Origin of the sequence: Ramlibacter sp. WS9, from assembly GCF_003797765.1 — a bacterium.
GTDB lineage: Bacteria > Pseudomonadota > Gammaproteobacteria > Burkholderiales > Burkholderiaceae_C > Ramlibacter.
Genome location: NZ_RKMB01000003.1, coordinates 201209 through 218348, shown reverse-complemented (window position 1 = coordinate 218348; position 17140 = coordinate 201209). Strand labels below are relative to the sequence as shown.

The 17140-nt window shown below is 64.6% G+C and carries 20 protein-coding genes; 16 read left to right on the top strand and 4 right to left on the bottom strand.

The genetic code is table 11. The features are described from left to right. From truB to EEB15_RS06930, 4 genes are read left to right on the top strand one after another with little or no spacing between them, the layout of a single operon-like run. Positions 1-948 (top strand): tRNA pseudouridine(55) synthase TruB, encoded by a 948-nt coding sequence (gene truB, locus EEB15_RS06945; RefSeq protein WP_141509009.1) that lies wholly within the window; start codon positions 1-3, stop codon positions 946-948. Next, positions 945-2783 carry a translational GTPase TypA gene (gene typA, locus EEB15_RS06940; protein WP_141509007.1) on the top strand — a complete coding sequence of 613 codons (1839 nt, stop codon included), beginning with the start codon at positions 945-947 and terminating at the stop codon, positions 2781-2783. Before truB ends, typA begins: the two co-directional genes overlap by 4 nt. After that, positions 2780-3655 carry a DMT family transporter gene (locus EEB15_RS06935; protein WP_141509005.1) on the top strand — a complete coding sequence of 292 codons (876 nt, stop codon included), beginning with the start codon at positions 2780-2782 and terminating at the stop codon, positions 3653-3655. Before typA ends, EEB15_RS06935 begins: the two co-directional genes overlap by 4 nt. Continuing rightward, a complete protein-coding gene (locus tag EEB15_RS06930; protein WP_141509003.1) occupies positions 3652-4722 on the top strand; it encodes an enoyl-CoA hydratase/isomerase family protein in 1071 nt (356 codons plus the stop codon). The genes EEB15_RS06935 and EEB15_RS06930 overlap by 4 nt, the downstream gene beginning before the upstream one ends. Positions 4723-4738: 16 nt before the next feature. On the opposite strand, the gene smpB is transcribed toward EEB15_RS06930, so the two are convergent. Beyond that, positions 4739-5212, bottom strand: coding sequence for an SsrA-binding protein SmpB (smpB, locus tag EEB15_RS06925; RefSeq protein WP_141509001.1), 474 nt, complete (start codon positions 5210-5212; stop codon positions 4739-4741). Positions 5213-5269: 57 nt separating this feature from the next. On the opposite strand from smpB, the gene EEB15_RS06920 reads away from it, so the two are divergent. Both EEB15_RS06920 and EEB15_RS06915 read left to right on the top strand, forming a co-directional pair. Beyond that, positions 5270-5707 (top strand): type II toxin-antitoxin system RatA family toxin, encoded by a 438-nt coding sequence (locus EEB15_RS06920; protein WP_141508999.1) that lies wholly within the window; start codon positions 5270-5272, stop codon positions 5705-5707. Next, positions 5700-6041 carry an RnfH family protein gene (locus EEB15_RS06915; RefSeq protein WP_141508997.1) on the top strand — a complete coding sequence of 114 codons (342 nt, stop codon included), beginning with the start codon at positions 5700-5702 and terminating at the stop codon, positions 6039-6041. Before EEB15_RS06920 ends, EEB15_RS06915 begins: the two co-directional genes overlap by 8 nt. A gap of 8 nt (positions 6042-6049) precedes the next feature. Here the strand turns inward: EEB15_RS06915 and EEB15_RS06910 are convergent, their stop codons facing one another. Continuing rightward, complete coding sequence (locus tag EEB15_RS06910; protein WP_370283431.1) at positions 6050-6697, bottom strand: DUF4124 domain-containing protein; 648 nt, start codon at positions 6695-6697, stop codon at positions 6050-6052. 21 nt (positions 6698-6718) lie between these two features. Here EEB15_RS06910 and guaB point away from each other — a divergent pair, with 21 nt between their 5' ends. The 10 genes from guaB to EEB15_RS06860 all read left to right on the top strand — a co-directional run bounded on the left by guaB (position 6719) and on the right by EEB15_RS06860 (position 15515). After that, the gene (gene guaB, locus EEB15_RS06905; protein ID WP_141508996.1) at positions 6719-8191 is read left to right on the top strand and encodes an IMP dehydrogenase; all 1473 of its coding nucleotides are present in this window, start codon (positions 6719-6721) and stop codon (positions 8189-8191) included. Positions 8192-8273: 82 nt separating this feature from the next. Continuing rightward, complete coding sequence (locus tag EEB15_RS06900) at positions 8274-8549, top strand: type II toxin-antitoxin system Phd/YefM family antitoxin (protein ID WP_141508995.1); 276 nt, start codon at positions 8274-8276, stop codon at positions 8547-8549. Beyond that, positions 8546-8968, top strand: coding sequence for a type II toxin-antitoxin system VapC family toxin (locus EEB15_RS06895; protein WP_158290023.1), 423 nt, complete (start codon positions 8546-8548; stop codon positions 8966-8968). Before EEB15_RS06900 ends, EEB15_RS06895 begins: the two co-directional genes overlap by 4 nt. Positions 8969-8977: 9 nt before the next feature. Then, positions 8978-10594: a glutamine-hydrolyzing GMP synthase gene (gene guaA, locus EEB15_RS06890; protein ID WP_141508991.1), complete on the top strand. Its 1617-nt coding sequence runs from the start codon at positions 8978-8980 to the stop codon at positions 10592-10594. 136 nt (positions 10595-10730) lie between these two features. After that, complete coding sequence (locus EEB15_RS06885) at positions 10731-11063, top strand: helix-turn-helix transcriptional regulator (RefSeq protein ID WP_141508989.1); 333 nt, start codon at positions 10731-10733, stop codon at positions 11061-11063. A gap of 256 nt (positions 11064-11319) precedes the next feature. Continuing rightward, a complete protein-coding gene (locus EEB15_RS06880) occupies positions 11320-12321 on the top strand; it encodes a type II toxin-antitoxin system HipA family toxin (RefSeq protein ID WP_370283429.1) in 1002 nt (333 codons plus the stop codon). A gap of 38 nt (positions 12322-12359) precedes the next feature. After that, positions 12360-13001 (top strand): FMN-binding negative transcriptional regulator, encoded by a 642-nt coding sequence (locus EEB15_RS06875; RefSeq protein WP_141508985.1) that lies wholly within the window; start codon positions 12360-12362, stop codon positions 12999-13001. Continuing rightward, positions 12998-13234, top strand: coding sequence for a hypothetical protein (locus tag EEB15_RS06870; RefSeq protein ID WP_141508983.1), 237 nt, complete (start codon positions 12998-13000; stop codon positions 13232-13234). The genes EEB15_RS06875 and EEB15_RS06870 overlap by 4 nt, the downstream gene beginning before the upstream one ends. Further along, positions 13231-14604, top strand: coding sequence for a tRNA adenosine(34) deaminase TadA (gene tadA / locus EEB15_RS06865; protein WP_141508982.1), 1374 nt, complete (start codon positions 13231-13233; stop codon positions 14602-14604). The genes EEB15_RS06870 and tadA overlap by 4 nt, the downstream gene beginning before the upstream one ends. Next, the gene (locus EEB15_RS06860) at positions 14601-15515 is read left to right on the top strand and encodes an LD-carboxypeptidase (protein WP_141508980.1); all 915 of its coding nucleotides are present in this window, start codon (positions 14601-14603) and stop codon (positions 15513-15515) included. The genes tadA and EEB15_RS06860 overlap by 4 nt, the downstream gene beginning before the upstream one ends. 15 nt (positions 15516-15530) lie before the next feature. Here EEB15_RS06860 and EEB15_RS06855 read toward each other — a convergent pair whose 3' ends face one another. Next, a complete protein-coding gene (locus tag EEB15_RS06855) occupies positions 15531-15875 on the bottom strand; it encodes a hypothetical protein (RefSeq protein ID WP_141508978.1) in 345 nt (114 codons plus the stop codon). A gap of 125 nt (positions 15876-16000) precedes the next feature. After that, positions 16001-17095 (bottom strand): DUF72 domain-containing protein, encoded by a 1095-nt coding sequence (locus tag EEB15_RS06850; RefSeq protein WP_141508977.1) that lies wholly within the window; start codon positions 17093-17095, stop codon positions 16001-16003. Positions 17096-17140: the final 45 nt, after the last annotated feature.

Here is a 17140-nt window from a genome sequence, read left to right as displayed (position 1 = left end):
ATGAACGCGCCACGCACCAGGGTGCAGCGGCGCCCTGTGCATGGGGTGTTGCTGCTCGACAAACCGCTGGGTCTCTCCAGCAACAACGCCTTGCAGCGCTGCAAGTGGCTGCTGCGCGCCGAAAAGGCGGGGCACACGGGCACGCTCGACCCTTTGGCCACCGGCGTGCTGCCGCTATGCTTCGGCGCGGCCACCAAGTTCAGCCAGCTCCAGCTCGAGGCCGACAAGACGTATGAGGCCACGGTGCGCCTGGGCGTGAAGACCACCACCGGGGACGCCGAAGGCGAGGTCATCGCCGAGCGCGAGGTCCCGGAGATCACGGCGGACCGCCTCGCGGATGTTGCGCGGCAATTCACCGGGCCGCTGCGCCAGGTGCCGCCGATGTACAGCGCCCTGAAGAAGGATGGCAAGGCGTTGTACGAATACGCGCGCGCGGGCGAGGAGGTCGAGCGCGAGGCGCGCGACGTCATCGTTCACGAGCTCGAGCTCAGCGCGCAAAGCGGGACGAACGACACGCTCTTGATGACGGCCAAGGTCAGCAAAGGCACCTACATCCGCACGTTGGGCGAAGACATCGGCGAGGCGCTGGGCTGCGGGGCACATCTCACGTCGCTGCGCCGCGTCGCGACAGGGCATTACGACGTTTCGCAATGCATCACGCTCGACGCGCTGGAAACCATGAGCGAGGAAGAACGCCGGGCCAACCTGAAGCCGGTCGACTCCCTGTTACCCGATCACACGCGCGTCACCCTGGATGCGGATAATGCAGGCCGGTTCCTCAGCGGCCTGCGCCGCCGCGGGCAGTGGCAGGACAACGAATTCGTGGCGGTTTTCGGCAATGAGCCGAAGGCCTTGCTCGGAACCGCCCATGTGAAGGGCGGCGAACTGATCCCCGGCCGGCTGCTCAGCCCGCCGGAGGTCCAACAGATTTTGGAAAGCAACCTATGACCAACAAGCAAATCCGCAACATCGCGATCATCGCGCACGTCGACCACGGCAAGACCACCATGGTGGACCAGCTGCTGCGCCAGTCCGGCACCTTCGCCGAGCACGAAAAAGTCGTCGACACCGTGATGGACAACAACGCCATCGAACGCGAGCGCGGCATCACCATCCTGGCCAAGAATTGCGCCGTGTCCTGGAAGGGCACGCACATCAACATCGTCGACACCCCCGGCCACGCGGACTTCGGCGGCGAAGTGGAACGCGCATTGTCGATGGTCGACGGCGTGGTGCTGCTGATCGACGCGCAGGAAGGCCCGATGCCCCAGACGCGTTTCGTGACCAAGAAGGCGCTGGCCCTGGGCCTGCGCCCGATCCTGGTCGTCAACAAGGTTGACAAGCCCGGCGCGCGGCCGCAGCACGTGGTCAATGCCGCCTTCGACCTGTTCGACAAGCTCGGCGCGACCGACGAACAGCTGGATTTCCCGGTGGTCTACGCCTCGGGCATCAACGGCTGGACCTCGATGGAAGAGGGCGGCCAGGGTGAGCAGTGGGGCCCCGACATGTCGGCCCTGTTCGACACGGTGCTCAAGCACGTGCCGCCGCACGAGGGCGACTCGGATGCACCGCTGCAGCTGCAGATCTCGGCCATCGACTATTCGAGCTTCGTGGGCCGCATCGGCGTCGGCCGCATCAATGCAGGCACCGTCAAGCCCATGATGGACGTCGTGGTGATGGAAGGCCCGGATGGCAAGACCATCAAGGGCCGTGTCAACCAGGTGCTGACGTTCCAGGGCCTGGATCGCGTCCAGGTGCCGCAGGCCGGCCCCGGCGACATCGTGCTGATCAATGGCATCGAGGACATCGGCATCGGCGTCACGATCACAGACCCGGCAAATCCGTCACCGCTGCCCATGCTCAAGGTCGATGAGCCGACCCTGACGATGAATTTCTGCGTGAACACCAGCCCGTTGGCCGGCCGTGAGGGCAAGTACGTCACGAGCCGCCAGATCTGGGACCGCCTGCAGAAGGAATTGCAGTCCAACGTGGCGCTTCGCGTCAGCGAAACGGACGAAGAGGGCATTTTCGAAGTGATGGGCCGCGGCGAACTGCACCTCACCATTCTTCTGGAAAACATGCGTCGTGAAGGCTACGAGCTGGCGGTGTCCAAGCCGCGAGTGGTGCTGCGCAACGTCAACGGCGAAAAGCACGAGCCGATCGAGATGGTGACGGTCGACATCGAAGACCAGCACCAGGGCGGCGTGATGCAGGCCCTCGGCGAGCGCAAGGGCGACCTGATCAACATGGAGCCGGACGGCCGTGGCCGGGTCCGCCTGGAATACCGCATTCCCGCGCGCGGCCTGATCGGCTTTACCAACGAATTCTTGAACTTGACGCGCGGCTCGGGCCTCATCTCCAACATCTTCGACAGCTATGAGGCTCACCGCGGCGAAATCGGCGGCCGCAAGAACGGCGTGCTCATCTCCATGGACGACGGCGAAATCTTCACCTACGCGCTGGGTAAGCTGGACGACCGCGGCCGCATGTTCGTGCGCCCGAACGACCCGGTGTATGAAGGCATGATCGTCGGCATCCACAGCCGCGACAACGACCTCGTGGTCAACGCCACGCGCACCAAGCAGCTGACCAACTTCCGCGTGTCCGGCAAGGAAGACGCGATCAAGATCACGCCCCCGATCCAGCTCACGCTGGAGTACGGTGTCGAGTTCATCGAGGACGACGAGCTGGTCGAAATCACGCCCAAGAGCGTCCGCCTGCGCAAGCGCCATTTGAAAGAGCACGAGCGCAAGCGCGCCTCGCGCGAAACCGTGGCGGGATGAAGCTCACCCACACCAAGGCGGTGTTCCTGATGGTGGCGGTGACCATGATGTGGTCGATCGCCGGGGTGATCACGCGCCACCTGGAGCATGCGCGCAGTTTCGAGATCACGTTCTGGCGCAGCTTCTTCACGGTGGCATCGCTGCTGGTGATCCTGCCGTTCTTCCAGGGCCGCGAGGTTTTCGCGCGCATTCGCAACGGCAACACGGCACTCTGGGTCTCCGGCGTGTGCTGGAGCGTGATGTTCACGGCGTTCATGATCGCCCTCACGCTGACCAGCGTCGCCAACGTGCTGGTCACCATGTCGGTGGGGCCGTTCCTCACGGCGTTGCTGGCGCGCGTCTTCATTGGCCATCGAATCCCGATGCGCACCTGGATGGCGATCATCGTGGCCGGCGGCGGGATCGCCTACATGTACGCGGCGCAGGTATCGGGTGGGCAGATCGCCGGTACGTTGGTGGCACTGTGCGTGCCGCTCGCCGGCGCCATCAACTGGACGGTGGTGCAGCGCGCCAACGCGCGCGGCCAGAACGTCGACCTGGTGCCGTCGGTGCTCGTGGGCGCGGTGATTTCAACATTGGCCACGCTGCCGTTGGCCATGCCGCTACAGGCTTCGGCCCACGACATCGGGCTGCTCGCCCTGCTGGGCCTGGTGCAACTCGCGATTCCGTGCGCTCTCTCTGTCATGTGCGCCCGCGTGCTCAAGGCACCGGAGATCGCGCTGCTGGCGCTGCTCGAAGTGATCTTCGGTATATTGCTCGCCTGGGTCGGCGCCGATGAAGTTCCGAGCCAGACCGTGTTGGCAGGCGGCGCCTTGGTCATGGGCGCCTTGGTCATCAATGAAATGTTGAGCTGGAGGGCGAGGGCGTCATGAGCGAAGTCCTGGCGGAGGTCGGCGGGGGTGTAGGCCTCATCACTTTGAACCGGCCCAAGGCGCTCAATGCGCTGAGCCTTTCCATGATCCGGGACCTGACGGCCCTGCTGCTTGCCTGGAGAGACGACGCCGCGATTCGCGCTGTTGCGATCCGCGGGCACGGCAAGGACGGCCCTTTCGGCGCGTTCAGCGCGGGCGGGGACATCCGGTTCTTCCACCAGGCCATCCACGCCGGCGATCCCCGCCTGGAAGACTTCTTCACCGAGGAATACCGGCTCAATCACCTGATCCATGGTTACGGAAAACCATATTTGACATTCATGGACGGCATCGTGATGGGTGGCGGCATGGGCATCTCGCAAGGGGCGAGCCTGCGCCTGGTGACCGAGCGCACGAAGATGGCGATGCCGGAAACGAACATCGGACTCTTTCCCGACGTGGGCGGCGGGTACTTCCTGTCGCGGTGCCCGGGACGCGTGGGCGAATACCTCGCGCTCACCGGGCACATGATCGGCGCGGCCGATGCCCTGGCCGCGGGCTTGGCGGACGCCGTGGTCGAGTCCGCGCGACTGCCTTCGTTGTGGACGCTGCTGCAAGCGGGTGACCTGTCGTGGGTCGATGGCCTGCACGATACGGCCAGCCCGCTGCCCACGGCGCCCCTGCTGACGCACAGAGACGCAATCGACAGGTATTTCGCGTTGCCGACCGTTCATGCGATCGTGTCGGCACTGGAAAGCGACGCGACGCCCTGGGCCACCGAAACCGCGGCGCTGCTGCGCAAGCGGTCACCGCTGATGCTGCATGTGACGCTCGAACAGGTGCGGCGCGGCCGCGCACTGGAATTGGCGGACAACCTGCGGATGGAGCGCGACATGGTGCGCCACTGCTTCCATTTGCGCCCCGGCGCCAGCGAAACGGTGGAGGGCATCCGCGCCCTGGCGATCGACAAGGATCAGCAGCCGCGCTGGAACCCCGCCCGCATCGAGGACGTCACGCCGGAGATGGTGCTGCCGTTTTTCGAGAGCCCCTGGCCGGCGCACGCGCATCCGCTGCGCCACCTGGCCTGAGCGCCGAGCCTCCTGCCTAGCGGTTACGGCTCTTCATGGCGCGTTCGACCTCGCGCTTGCCTTCACGGTCCTTGATCGTGTCGCGCTTGTCGTGCTCGGCCTTGCCCTTGGCCAGCGCGATCTCGCATTTCACCTTGCCGTCTTTCCAATGCAGGTTGAGCGGAACCAGGGTGTAGCCTTTCTGTTCGACCTTCCCGACCAGCCGCTTGATTTCTTCCTTGTGCAGAAGCAGCTTCTTGGTGCGCACTGCGTCGGGGTTGACGTGGGTCGATGCGGTCTTGAGCGGATTGATCTGGCAGCCGATGACGAATAGCTCACCACCCTTGACCACCACGTAGCCGTCGGTCAGCTGAACCTTGCCTTCGCGCAGGGCCTTCACTTCCCAGCCTTCCAGCACCATGCCGGCCTCGAACCTTTCCTCGAAGAAATAGTTGTAGGCCGCTTTCTTGTTGTCGGCGATGCGGCTCGCGGTTTCGGGTTTTTTGGCCATTGCCTTACAGATTGGGTTTGCGCGACGTAACTACAATGCCCGCGGGCCCCGCATTCTATGAAAACCGTTCACAAGTCCGTCCTCATCTGGTACAGCGCCGAAGAAATGTTCGCCCTGGTCACCGATGTGGCCCGCTATCCGGAGTTCCTCCCCTGGTGCGACAAGGCTGCCGTGATCGAGAGCGACGACAAGGGCATGAAGGCCGAAATCGGCATCGCGTTCGGCGGCATCCGCCAGACATTCACCACTCGCAACGAGCACGTGCCAGGCCGTGAAGTGGCGATGAAGCTCCAGGACGGACCGTTTTCCCGCCTCGACGGAAAATGGCAATTCAAGCCCCTGGGCGAGCAGCAGCGCGCCTGCAAGGTCGAACTCGACCTGCACTACGGCTTCGACAACGCGGCGCTGGCTGCGTTGGTGGGCCCCGTGTTCGACAAGATCGCGGGCAACATGGTCGACGCCTTCGTCAAACGGGCGGAGCAGGTCTATGACTGAGGCCATCCAGGTGGCGGTGCTGTATTCGCCGCGACCCCGCATCGTGCATGAATGGGTGTTGTCCCTGCCTCCGGGCGCCACCGTGCTTCAGGCGCTAGAGGCCAGCGGCTTGAAAACCGCATTCCCAAACGCCGACCTGACTGCAGCGGTGGTGGGCGTGTGGGGCCGCAAAGCTCGCCTTGAACAGCCGTTGCGTGATCGCGACCGGGTGGAAATCTACCGGGAGCTCAAGGTGGATCCGAAGCTCGCGCGCCGCGAGCGGTTTCGCAAGCAGGGTGCACGCGCGGCGGGATTGTTCGCCCGCAAGAGGCAGGGCGCCAAGCCAGGCTATTAGCGGGCGTCTCAGGCCGGCTTGCAATCGCTGGCGATGACCCGTTCCAGGCGCTTGACTTCGGCTGCGCGTTGCGCGTCATCCATGATTTCGCGCTCGCCCTTGGCGTTGGTCTGCGAAACCCGAACGCCCGAATCGAGGGTCACCTTGGATCGCTTGGCGCGATCGCAGTTTTCTGCCCGCACCTTCGCAATTTCCTCCTCCTGGGCCTTCTTCTTGTCCGCCTCGGCAGCTTCGGCCAGCTTCTTCTTCTCTTCCAGTTCCTTGTCTTTGCCACTGAGCTTCGGCACGGCGGCTACGGGCTTGGCGGCGTCGGCCGGAGCGGATGCGGGCTCGGCGGGGGTAATCGAAATACTGCCGGCTTTGCCCTTGTTTCCCCCCGGTTGCTTGAGGATGTTCTTGGCGGGAATGTCGGCGGGCGGCGATTGGTCGCTGAAGACCCGGCGGCCGTCCTTGTCGATCCATTGCCACTGGGCGAGGCAAAGGGCCGGAAGGCTCGCCAAGGCGATGCCGCACAGAGTGACGCGAAGCAATTTCATCGCGCCAGTGTAGCGCCGGCCCGGCAAAAGCGAGAACCGCTGGCACCACATGCCTGCGCCGTTCGTCACGAAGGGGCACTCCCAGCCACAAGGGTTAGTACCAAATGCGGACGAGTACAATCCGTCTTTTGGAGCTTTGACATGCGCCTCTTAGGAAAAGCGCTCACCTTCGACGATGTGTTGTTGGTGCCGGCGTTCTCCCAGGTCCTGCCCAAGGACACGTCCCTTGCGACCCGTCTCTCCCGCAACATCACCCTGAACCTGCCGCTGGTGTCCGCCGCCATGGACACCGTGACCGAAGCGCGGCTCGCGATCGCCATCGCGCAGGAAGGCGGCATGGGGATCGTCCACAAGAACCTCACGCCCAAGCAGCAGGCCGCCGAAGTCGCACGCGTCAAGCGCTACGAATCGGGGGTGCTGCGCGATCCTGTGGTGATCACGCCCACCCACACGGTGCGCCAGGTGATCGACATGCAGGAGCAGCTGGGCATCTCGGGCTTCCCGGTCCTCGATGGCGGCAAGGTGGTCGGCATCGTGACCGGGCGCGACCTGCGCTTCGAGACGCGTTACGACGTGCCGGTGAGCCAGATCATGACCCCGCGCGAAAAGCTGATCACGACACGCGACGGCACGACACTGGCGGAAGCCAAGGCGCTGCTCAATAAGTACAAGCTCGAGCGGCTGTTGGTCGTCAACGACGCCTTTGAGCTCAAGGGCCTGATCACCGTCAAGGACATTACCAAGCAAACCAGCTTCCCCAATGCCGCTCGCGATGGTTCCGGCCGCCTGCGCGTCGGCGCCGCCGTCGGCGTGGGCGAGGGCACCGAGGAGCGCGTCGAAGCGTTGGTGAAAGCCGGAGTCGACGCGATCGTGGTGGACACCGCGCACGGCCACAGCAAGGGCGTGATCGACCGCGTGCGCTGGGTCAAGCAGAACTATCCGCAGATCGACGTGATCGGCGGCAATATCGCTACAGCGGCCGCCGCCAAGGCGTTGGTCGAGGCAGGCGCCGACGCGGTCAAGGTCGGCATCGGCCCCGGCTCGATCTGCACCACGCGCATCGTCACCGGTGTGGGCGTGCCGCAGATATTCGCGATCGACCAAGTCGCCAGCGCCATCAAGGGGTCCGGCGTGCCGCTGATCGCCGATGGCGGCGTGCGCTTCTCGGGTGACCTGGCCAAAGCGATAGCAGCCGGCGCCGACACCGTGATGATGGGCGGCGTCTTTGCCGGCACCGAGGAGGCGCCGGGCGAGACGATCCTGTACCAGGGTCGCACCTACAAGAGCTACCGTGGCATGGGCTCGCTCGGGGCTATGCAGCAGGGCTCGGCCGACCGCTACTTCCAGGAGGACAACGCCGGTAACAGCCCTAACACGGCCAAGCTGGTACCCGAAGGCATCGAAGGTCAGGTCCCGTACAAGGGCTCGGTTGTTGCCGTGATCTTCCAGATGGCCGGCGGCCTGCGGGCTTCGATGCACTACTGCGGCTGCTCCACCATCGACGAGATGAAGAACAAAGCCGAGTTCGTCGAAATCTCTTCGGCCGGCATGCGCGAGAGCCACGTCCACGACGTGCAGATCACCAAGGAAGCGCCCAACTACCGGGCGGAATAAATCAATTAAGACCACAATTTATGGTCTTAATATAAATGATGCGTTAAAATATGGGCTGTCTTCCTTAATAAAGGACCAGTTCATGCAGTCTGTTCCCATCAACGAAGCCAAGACGCGGCTGTCGGCCCTGATCCACGCCGTGGAGCAGGGCGAAGATGTGGTGCTGACCCGGCACGGCAAGCCCGTGGTCCGCCTCGTTGCCGAAACGGCCGAAGGGCCGAGCCAAGCAGAGCGCGACAAGCGGGCAGCGCAAGCCCTGGCCGATCTCCGAGCCTTTCGCGCATTGTGGCGTCCTCTCCAGCCGGGTGAAAAGAAGCTCGACTGGAAAGAGCTGCGCGACGAAGGCAGAAGATATTGAAGCCCATCGTCATCGACACGTCCGCCACGGCCTGCTGGTGCATTCCCGATGAGCAGCATGACATCGGGGACTTCCACTACACGCAGGCCTGCCGCGGAGAGGGTCCTTATCATGCCCCGGCGCTGTGGCTCTGGGAGATCGGCAACACGCTGACCATGGCCTATCGCCGCAACCGGTTGCCCAAAGCGCATTTTGAGCGCGGGCTCGAACTCGTCACCATGGCGGGGGTCGAGATCGATCCCATTCCCAGCTTCCACCGCCGCGCGCAGATCTTGCGGCTGGCCGAGGCGCACCGCCTTACCTACTACGACGCAACTTACCTGGAACTCGTGGTGCGCCTCAACGGCACCCTCGTGTCACGCGACAAAGCGCTGGTCGCGGCGGCCCAAAGCTGCAGCATCCCGTGCGTGCAATTCTAGAAAACCGCCATGCAACACCAGAAAATCCTCATCCTCGATTTCGGCTCCCAAGTCACCCAGCTGATCGCCCGGCGCGTCCGCGAGGCGCACGTGTTCTGCGAAGTCCATCCTTGCGACGTGACCGACGACTGGGTGCGTGAGTACGCAGCCGACGGCACCCTCAAGGGCGTGATCCTCTCCGGCAGCCATGCCAGCGTCTACGAAGACACGACCGACAAGGCGCCGCAGGCGGTGTTCGAGCTCGGTGTGCCCGTGCTTGGCATCTGCTACGGCATGCAGACCATGGCGCACCAGCTGGGCGGGAAAGTGGAGGGCGGCCACAAGCGCGAGTTCGGCTTTGCCAGCGTGCGCGCGCGCGGCCACACGAAATTGCTCCAGGACATCGCCGACTTCACCACGCCCGAAGGCCACGGCATGCTCAATGTCTGGATGAGCCATGGCGACAAGGTCACCGAGCTGCCTCCCGGCTTCAAGCTGATGGCCAGTACCGACAGCTGCCCCATCGCCGGCATGGCCGACGAAGCGCGCAAGTTCTACGCCGTGCAGTTCCATCCGGAGGTCACGCACACCCAACAGGGCCGCGTGATCCTCGAGCGCTTCGTGCTGGGCATCTGCGGCGCCAACCCGGACTGGGTGATGCGCGACCACGTGGCGGAAGCCGTGGCGAAAATCCGCGAGCAGGTCGGAGACGAAGAAGTCATCCTCGGCTTGTCCGGTGGGGTCGATTCGTCCGTCGCGGCCGCTTTGATCCACCGCGCCATCGGCGACCAGCTGACCTGCGTATTCGTCGATCACGGCCTCTTGCGCCTGAACGAGGGCGACATGGTGATGGACATGTTCGTGGGCAAGTTGCACGCGAAGGTGATCCGCGTCGACGCGAGCGAACTGTTCCTCGGAAAGCTCGCCGGTGTGAGCGAGCCTGAGGCCAAACGCAAGATCATCGGCGGGCTCTTCGTCGACGTGTTCAAGGCCGAGGCCGCCAAGCTCAAGGCCGGCGACGGCGGACACAAAGGCGCCACGTTCCTCGCGCAAGGCACGATCTACCCGGACGTCATCGAGTCCGGCGGCGCGAAGAGCAAGAAGGCCGTCACCATCAAGAGCCACCACAACGTCGGCGGGCTGCCGGAGCAGTTGGGCCTGAAGCTGCTGGAGCCGTTGCGCGACCTGTTCAAGGACGAAGTTCGCGAACTGGGCGTGGCGCTGGGCTTGCCGCCCGAGATGGTCTACCGCCACCCGTTCCCCGGCCCGGGCTTGGGTGTGCGCATCCTGGGCGAAGTGAAGAAGGAATACGCCGACCTGCTGCGTCGCGCCGATGCGATCTTCATCGAGGAACTGCGCAACTTCCACGACGATGCCGGCAAGAACTGGTACGACCTCACGAGCCAGGCTTTCACGGTCTTCCTGCCCGTCAAGAGCGTGGGCGTGATGGGCGACGGCCGCACCTACGACTACGTCGTGGCCCTGCGCGCCGTGCAGACCAGTGACTTCATGACGGCCGACTGGGCCGAGCTGCCCTATGCGCTGCTGAAGAAGGTGTCGAGCCGCATCATCAACGAGGTGCGCGGCATCAACCGCGTGACCTACGACGTGAGCAGCAAGCCGCCGGCAACGATCGAGTGGGAATGATTCGCCAGAATGCAAAGAATAATAGGCATTATCCAAATTAATGCCTAATTTACTGATGATTTTTCGATGCGCACGTTGTTTTTCTTGTCATGAACACCTAGTATAAAGGGCATATATCAAATAAATGCCTAGTTTAATGAGCAAGTTCGCGATACCCGTTCAAGTCGCTGACCAGGTGGTTCAACTTGGTCAGCGCATACGGGTGGCGCGAATCCGGCGCGGCTGGTCCGTGGCCGATCTCGCAAGTAAGGCTGGAATCAACCGGAATACCCTCACGGCGCTGGAGCTCGGCAAGCCAGGCACGGCGGTTGGCGTGTGCTTCACCGTGCTGTGGGCGCTTGGCTTGGACAAGTCCCTGGACGCTGTCGCGGATCCCGACGGCGATCTTCACGGCAAGGCGCTCGAAGCGTCGCGCCGGCCCACGCGGGCCGGTAAGCCTCGCAAGGCAAGCGACGACTATGACTTCTGAGCGCGAGGTATATGTCTACATTCAGCTGCCCGGTACATTGAAGACGGTGCCAGCTGCGCTGCTCAGGGTGCAGACACTCCCAGACGGGACGCAGGTTGGACGGTTCCGCTACGGCGATCGCTACCTTCAGCGCCCGGAAGCAGTCGCGCTCGATCCCTTCAAGCTGCCTCTTGCCAAAGAAGTCTTCGAGTTCACCCAACTCCATGGAATTCCTGGCGCGGTTCGAGACGCAGGCCCCGACGCGTGGGGACGCCGCGTGATTGAACACAAACTCCAGCGCGGTGCGGCCGATCTCCAGGAAATCGACTATCTGCTCCATGGGCCGCAAGATGGGGCAGGATATCTGAGCTTCGGGTTGAAGGCCGAACCGCCGGCGCCGAAGCGACAGTACAACCGCACGCACCAGCTGGCCGAACTGATCGCCGCCACGCAAGCGATCGAAGATGGGCGCCCGGTTGCGGCACGCCTGCTCGAACAGCTCGATCCTGGCACGAGCATGGGCGGGGCGCGGCCGAAGGCCACGATCGAGGACGCCCAGAGCCTCTGGCTTGGCAAGTTTCCCGCGCGCGGCGACCGCTTCAATCTGCAGCGAGTCGAATTCGCGACGCTCGACCTGGCCCGCCGATGCGGCCTGAACGTCGCCCATGCGCGGCTCCAGTCCGTCGGCGAGAGCGATGTGCTGATGCTGCAGCGCTTCGATCGCGATCAAACAGACATGGGCTACCTGCGCTTCGGCCTCGTCAGCGGCTTGACCGTGCTTGACTGCGGTGACAGCTACCTCGATCGCGGCCGCTGGTCCTACCCGCTGCTGGCCGACGCGTTGCGCCGATGGTCCGACAAGCCGGAGGCAGACTGCGCCGAACTTTTCAGGCGGATGGTCTTCAACGCTGCCGTGACCAACAACGACGATCACCCCCGCAACCATGCCCTGCTGCGCAGGCAGAGGGGATGGCGCTTGTCGCCGGCCTACGACCTCGTGCCCGCACCCTTGGTGAGCCTGGAGAGGCGCGACCTGGCGCTGACTGTGGGCGATTACGGCCGCACGGCCAGCATCTACAACTTGTTGTCGCAGGCGGGGCGCTTCGGCTTGTCGGCCGAAGAGGCGCGCGCGCAGATCGATCGACTTGTCGACACCGTGCGGCATTGGCGCGACAGCTTCCTCGCCCGTGGCGTTTCGTCCGAAGACATCGACCACATCGCCCCGGCCATCCTGCCTGACTGTTTCTTTGTCGAAAGAGGGCCCGGGCAGGCGAAGTGAGCTGAGCAAGGGCGATGCACTGCGGGCACAATTCGCCCATGTACCTGCCTTCCCATTTCAAGTCGGACGACCCCGCGATGGCGGCGTTGGTGATGCGCGAGAACCCGTTCGCGAGCTTGATTTCCATCGACGATGCCGGCTTGCCGTTCGTCACGCATTTGCCGTTGCATCTGGAAGAACGCGACAGCGGGTTCGTGCTCCTGGGCCATTGCGCCCGGCCCAACCCGCACTGGCGCTACCTGCAGGCGCGGCCCACGGCCGTGGCCACCTTTCTCGGCCCGCACGCCTACCAGTCGCCGAAGGTCTACCCGGACCTGGCGCGCGTGCCGACATGGAACTACCTGGCCGTGCATTGCACCGTATCGGCGATGCTCGTTGACGATCCGCTGGCCAAAGACCGCTTGCTCAAGAAACTGATCGGCGACCACGAGCCGCCGTACGCGCAGCAGTGGCGCGACCTGGGCGAGGACTTCGCGCACAAGATGCTTGCGGGCATCATGGCGTTCGAGCTCGAGGTGGTCGACTTGCAGTGCAAGCTCAAGCTGAACCAGCATCGGCGCGAAGCGCACGCGGTGATGCGAGCCGGTTACGCCGACGGCAATGACGACGAGCGCGAACTTGGGTTGTGGATGGACCGGCTGGGCATGGGCGCGGCCGCCAAGACAGGAGAAGGGCAATGAGAATCATCTTCGGTGTGTTGAGCCTGCTGGTCGTCGTGGCCATCGTGGGCGTTCTGGCCAAGAAGCAATTGAATCCGCGCTCGCCCGCCGCATCGGCCTCCTCGGCGTCTGAGCCCGGCGCTGTGGCCCCGCTGACAGGCACACCCCAGCAACAGGTCCAGCAATTCAAGCAAGCCGTGCAAGGCGCGATGGACCAGCAACCCCGGCAGATCCCCGAAGACAGCACGAAGTGAGCGACGAAGGCTTCATGGCGCTGGCGCTGGAACAGGCGCGCCTCGCTGCCGCGAATGGGGAGGTGCCCGTCGGCGCCGTGGTGGTGCGGGACGGCCAGGTCATCGCCACGGGTCGCAATGCGCCGGTAGGGCAGAACGATCCGACGGCCCACGCGGAAGTCGCGGCATTGCGAGCGGCCGCGCAGGCACTGGGCAACTACCGGCTCGACGAATGCGATCTCTATGTCACGCTGGAGCCGTGCGCGATGTGCAGCGGCGCGATGCTGCACTCGCGGATCCGACGGTTGGTGTACGGCGCGGCCGATCCCAAAACCGGGGCGGCGGGCTCGGTCGTCGACCTGTTCGCGGATTCGCGGCTCAACCACCAAACAGAAGTCGAAGCCGGCGTCCTGGCCGAGGAGTGTGGCGCTGAGCTGAGCCGATTCTTCCTGGGCCGCCGGCAGGAGGCACGATCAAGCGCGCATCCGCTGCGCGACGACGCGCTTCGCACACCCGACGATCGTTTCACCGGCTTGCCCGGCTATCCCTGGCAGCCGCATTACGTTGCCGACCTGCCCGCGCTGGATGGCCTGCGGATGCACTACCTGGACGAAGGCCCGGCGACTGCGCCCGTCACCTGGCTCTGCCTGCACGGCAACCCTGCCTGGAGCTACCTCTATCGCAAGATGATCCCGGTTTTCCTGGAGGCGGGGCACCGCGTGGTGGCACCGGACATGATCGGCTTCGGCAAGAGCGACAAACCCAAGAAGGACGCCGCCCATCGTTTCGGCTGGCACCGCGAGGCGTTGCTCGAATTCGTCGAGCGGCTCGATCTGCGCGACGTCGTGCTCGCGGTGCAGGATTGGGGCGGCTTGCTGGGTTTGACGCTGCCGATGGCCGCGCCGCAGCGCTATCGCGGCCTGCTGGTCATGAACACCACGCTCGCAACGGGCGACGCGCCCTTGAGCCCCGGCTTCCTGGCGTGGCGCGAGATGTGCAGGAAGAACCCGGAGTTCGACGTCGGCCGCCTGTTTGGCCGCGGCAACCCGCAGATGAGCGCGGAGGAATGCACCGCATATGGCGCGCCCTTCCCGGACCGTGGGCACCGGGCTGCGCTGCGTGCTTTCCCGCCGATGGTCCCGGACAGCCCGGACGCCGATGGTGCAGCGATCTCGCGCCAGGCACGCGATTTCTGGTCCGGGCAATGGGCAGGCAAGACCATGATGGCAGTCGGTGCGCAGGACCCGGTGCTGGGCGTGCACGTGATGCAGGCGCTGCGGGAAAACATCCGTGGCTGCCCGGAGCCGATGGTCATCGACCAGGCCGGGCACTTCGTGCAGGAGCACGGCGAACCGATCGCGCGCGCGGCGGTGGGATACTTCGCCGGGTGAAAAAACATATCTACATCTTCTCGCCGTCGAGCGCCGTGCGCGACAAGTCGGTGATCCGCCGCGGCGTCGCGCGCCTGCAGGCCCTGGGCCACGAAGTCGAACTCGACGAGGCTGCCCTCGCAACCCACATGCGTTTTGCCGGCGACGACGAAACCCGCCTGGCCGCCATCCATCGTGCGGCCGCGAGCGGCGCGGACGTCGCCCTCATCACGCGCGGTGGCTACGGCCTGACGCGCCTCTTGCCCGGCATCCGCTACAAGGCGGTGGCGAAGGCCATCGACAAGGGCATGCGTTTCGTCGGCCTGTCGGACTTCACTGCGTTCCAGAACGCGGTACTGGCGGAAACCGGCAGCGTCACGTGGTCAGGCCCGGCGCTGGGCGAGGACTTCGGCGTCGAAGGCGAACCGGACGACATCATGCAAGCCTGCTTCGAGGACCTCGTGAACGGGCAGGGGGAGGGCACGGGCTGGCAGTTGCCCAAGTCGGAATCGCAAGCCACGCCCATCGAGCTGAAGGGGCAGCTGTGGGGCGGCAACCTCGCCATCATGTCGGCGCTGGCGGGCACGCCGTGGATGCCCAAGGTCAAAGGCGGCATCCTGTTCCTGGAAGACGTTCACGAACATCCGTACCGCGTCGAGCGCATGTTGACCCAGTTGCTCTACACCGGCGTGCTGGCCCGCCAGAAGGCGGTGCTGCTCGGGCACTTCACCAACTACAAGCCTGTGCCGCACGACAAGGGCTACCGCCTGCAAACCGTGGTGGACTGGCTGCGCACAAAGATCAAGGCGCCGGTGTTCACGAACCTACCGTTCGGGCACGTGCCCACCAAGGTGGCGCTCCCGGTGGGGGCCAAGGTGCATCTCGCCGTCGAGGGACGTGATGCCTTCGTGCTGTGGGGGCACCGCCACTAGGCGGCAGGGAGACGCTCAGCCTTCCAGGCGGCTCGGACGCGAATCCAGGCCGTTGGGCAGCAGGCCGCGGAACATGGCGGTGACGGACGCGACCTGCTTGCGGGCCGCGGACTCGCCGTGCATGGCCGCCAGCGAAGCCATCAGGTCACCGCGGAGATACCACAGGGACTGCACGTCGCTCGCGTAGCGGATGCGCCGGGTGATCTGCGGGAAATGCTTCGGGCCGGCGTCGCCGAGCAGCTTAAGCATGGCTTCACGGATGTCTTCCGCGCCCGACTCCAGCATTGAATCCGAAGGCGGAAGCGGGTTGCCGAGAAGGCCGTAAATGCTGCTGCGAAGATTGGGTTTGAACCAGCGCATAGGTACAAGTTATGCGCAGCGTAACAAAAGCGCAAGACTGTCGCGTGACACAGTTAACGAAAAACTACATAACAATCAACAAGTTGGTAACGAATCGTGAGGCCACTTCTAGGCTGCATCAGGGCTTAAGTCTTTGGCTTTGGTTCAGCGCTCGGCGCGCTCGCTGCAGACCCCAGGCGCGCAAGCACCGCGTTGGCCAGTTCTTGAACCGACAAGGGCGCTGATCCTTCGGCCTTGTTGTTGATCGTCACGTAGCTGTGAAAGCCGGCTGCAACGGTGGCCACGATCACCCGGGCAAGAACGTCGCGGCTTTCGGGATCGGGATCGACGAGGCGGTCGAACGGTTCGTACAGGCCCTTCGCTTCTTCGTAGCCGTAAGCGCCGTGCTTCTGGTGCAGGTTCCATCGGCACACCAACGGGCCGGGCCACAGGGCACGCAGCATCGGCAACTGCGCCTCGATCGGCGGCATCTTGGCGTGCAGGCCCAGGCAATAGGTGGCGCCCACGCGCTTCAGCAGCGCGGCGAACTCCGGCACCAGCAGTTGCGCGTCCCGCACTTCCACAGCCACCGTTGCGCCTGTGGGCAGCGAAGGCATGGCGGCAAGCATCGTCTCGAGCTTTTGAAAGAGTTCGGGCATGCGCGCCAGCCAGGCGCGGGGCAGGGGGCTGAGCTGGAACACCAGCGATCCAATGCGCGGCCCCAGCCCCTCCAACGCCGGCTGGACGAACTCGCTGATGGCGAGCGACGGGTCGAGAAACGCTGCGTTGGGCTGCATGCCGCGGCCGTCCGCGGCGCGCACGGTCGCGTCGGTCACCAGGCTCGGCGCCTTGACGACGAACCGGAAATGCTCGGGCACCTGCGCCGCGTATGTTGCGTATTGGCTGGCCGACAGCGGCCGGTAGAACGCGCGGTCGAGGCTCACGGTGCGGAACATCGGGTGGCGGGCATAGGCGCCCAAGCCCTGCTTCGACAGCGCGGCCTCGGCGTGATCTCCAGCCCACACCAGGCCCTTCCACCCCGGAAAGCTCCAGGAAGAAGTGCCCATGTGCAGCAGCTGCGGCATGGCAGCGGAAAGATCGAGGAGCGTTTGTTCAGCCGGTGCCGGTTCTACCGCGGCCGCCTGGCGTTTCGCGCGCGGCGATTTTGGCGGAGTGCTGTCCGGCGGAGTGTTGTCGGCTTCGTCGGGCAGCGGGTCGAACAATGATGGCGCCGGTTGCATCGGGGACTCTTCGTCGGTGGCGCGATCGTGGCGATCACGCTTGCG

Coding starts and splice junctions, on each gene's coding strand:
- truB (WP_141509009.1), top strand. CDS start 1: ATGAACGCGCCACGCACCAGGGTGCAGCGGCGCCCTGTGCATGGGGTG.
- EEB15_RS06935 (WP_141509005.1), top strand. CDS start 2,780: ATGAAGCTCACCCACACCAAGGCGGTGTTCCTGATGGTGGCGGTGACC.
- EEB15_RS06900 (WP_141508995.1), top strand. CDS start 8,274: ATGCAGTCTGTTCCCATCAACGAAGCCAAGACGCGGCTGTCGGCCCTG.
- EEB15_RS06885 (WP_141508989.1), top strand. CDS start 10,731: ATGAGCAAGTTCGCGATACCCGTTCAAGTCGCTGACCAGGTGGTTCAA.
- typA (WP_141509007.1), top strand. CDS start 945: ATGACCAACAAGCAAATCCGCAACATCGCGATCATCGCGCACGTCGAC.
- guaB (WP_141508996.1), top strand. CDS start 6,719: ATGCGCCTCTTAGGAAAAGCGCTCACCTTCGACGATGTGTTGTTGGTG.
- EEB15_RS06855 (WP_141508978.1), bottom strand. CDS start 15,875: ATGCGCTGGTTCAAACCCAATCTTCGCAGCAGCATTTACGGCCTTCTC.
- guaA (WP_141508991.1), top strand. CDS start 8,978: ATGCAACACCAGAAAATCCTCATCCTCGATTTCGGCTCCCAAGTCACC.
- EEB15_RS06870 (WP_141508983.1), top strand. CDS start 12,998: ATGAGAATCATCTTCGGTGTGTTGAGCCTGCTGGTCGTCGTGGCCATC.
- EEB15_RS06850 (WP_141508977.1), bottom strand. CDS start 17,095: ATGCAACCGGCGCCATCATTGTTCGACCCGCTGCCCGACGAAGCCGAC.
- EEB15_RS06920 (WP_141508999.1), top strand. CDS start 5,270: ATGAAAACCGTTCACAAGTCCGTCCTCATCTGGTACAGCGCCGAAGAA.
- EEB15_RS06875 (WP_141508985.1), top strand. CDS start 12,360: ATGTACCTGCCTTCCCATTTCAAGTCGGACGACCCCGCGATGGCGGCG.
- smpB (WP_141509001.1), bottom strand. CDS start 5,212: ATGGCCAAAAAACCCGAAACCGCGAGCCGCATCGCCGACAACAAGAAA.
- EEB15_RS06915 (WP_141508997.1), top strand. CDS start 5,700: ATGACTGAGGCCATCCAGGTGGCGGTGCTGTATTCGCCGCGACCCCGC.
- EEB15_RS06930 (WP_141509003.1), top strand. CDS start 3,652: ATGAGCGAAGTCCTGGCGGAGGTCGGCGGGGGTGTAGGCCTCATCACT.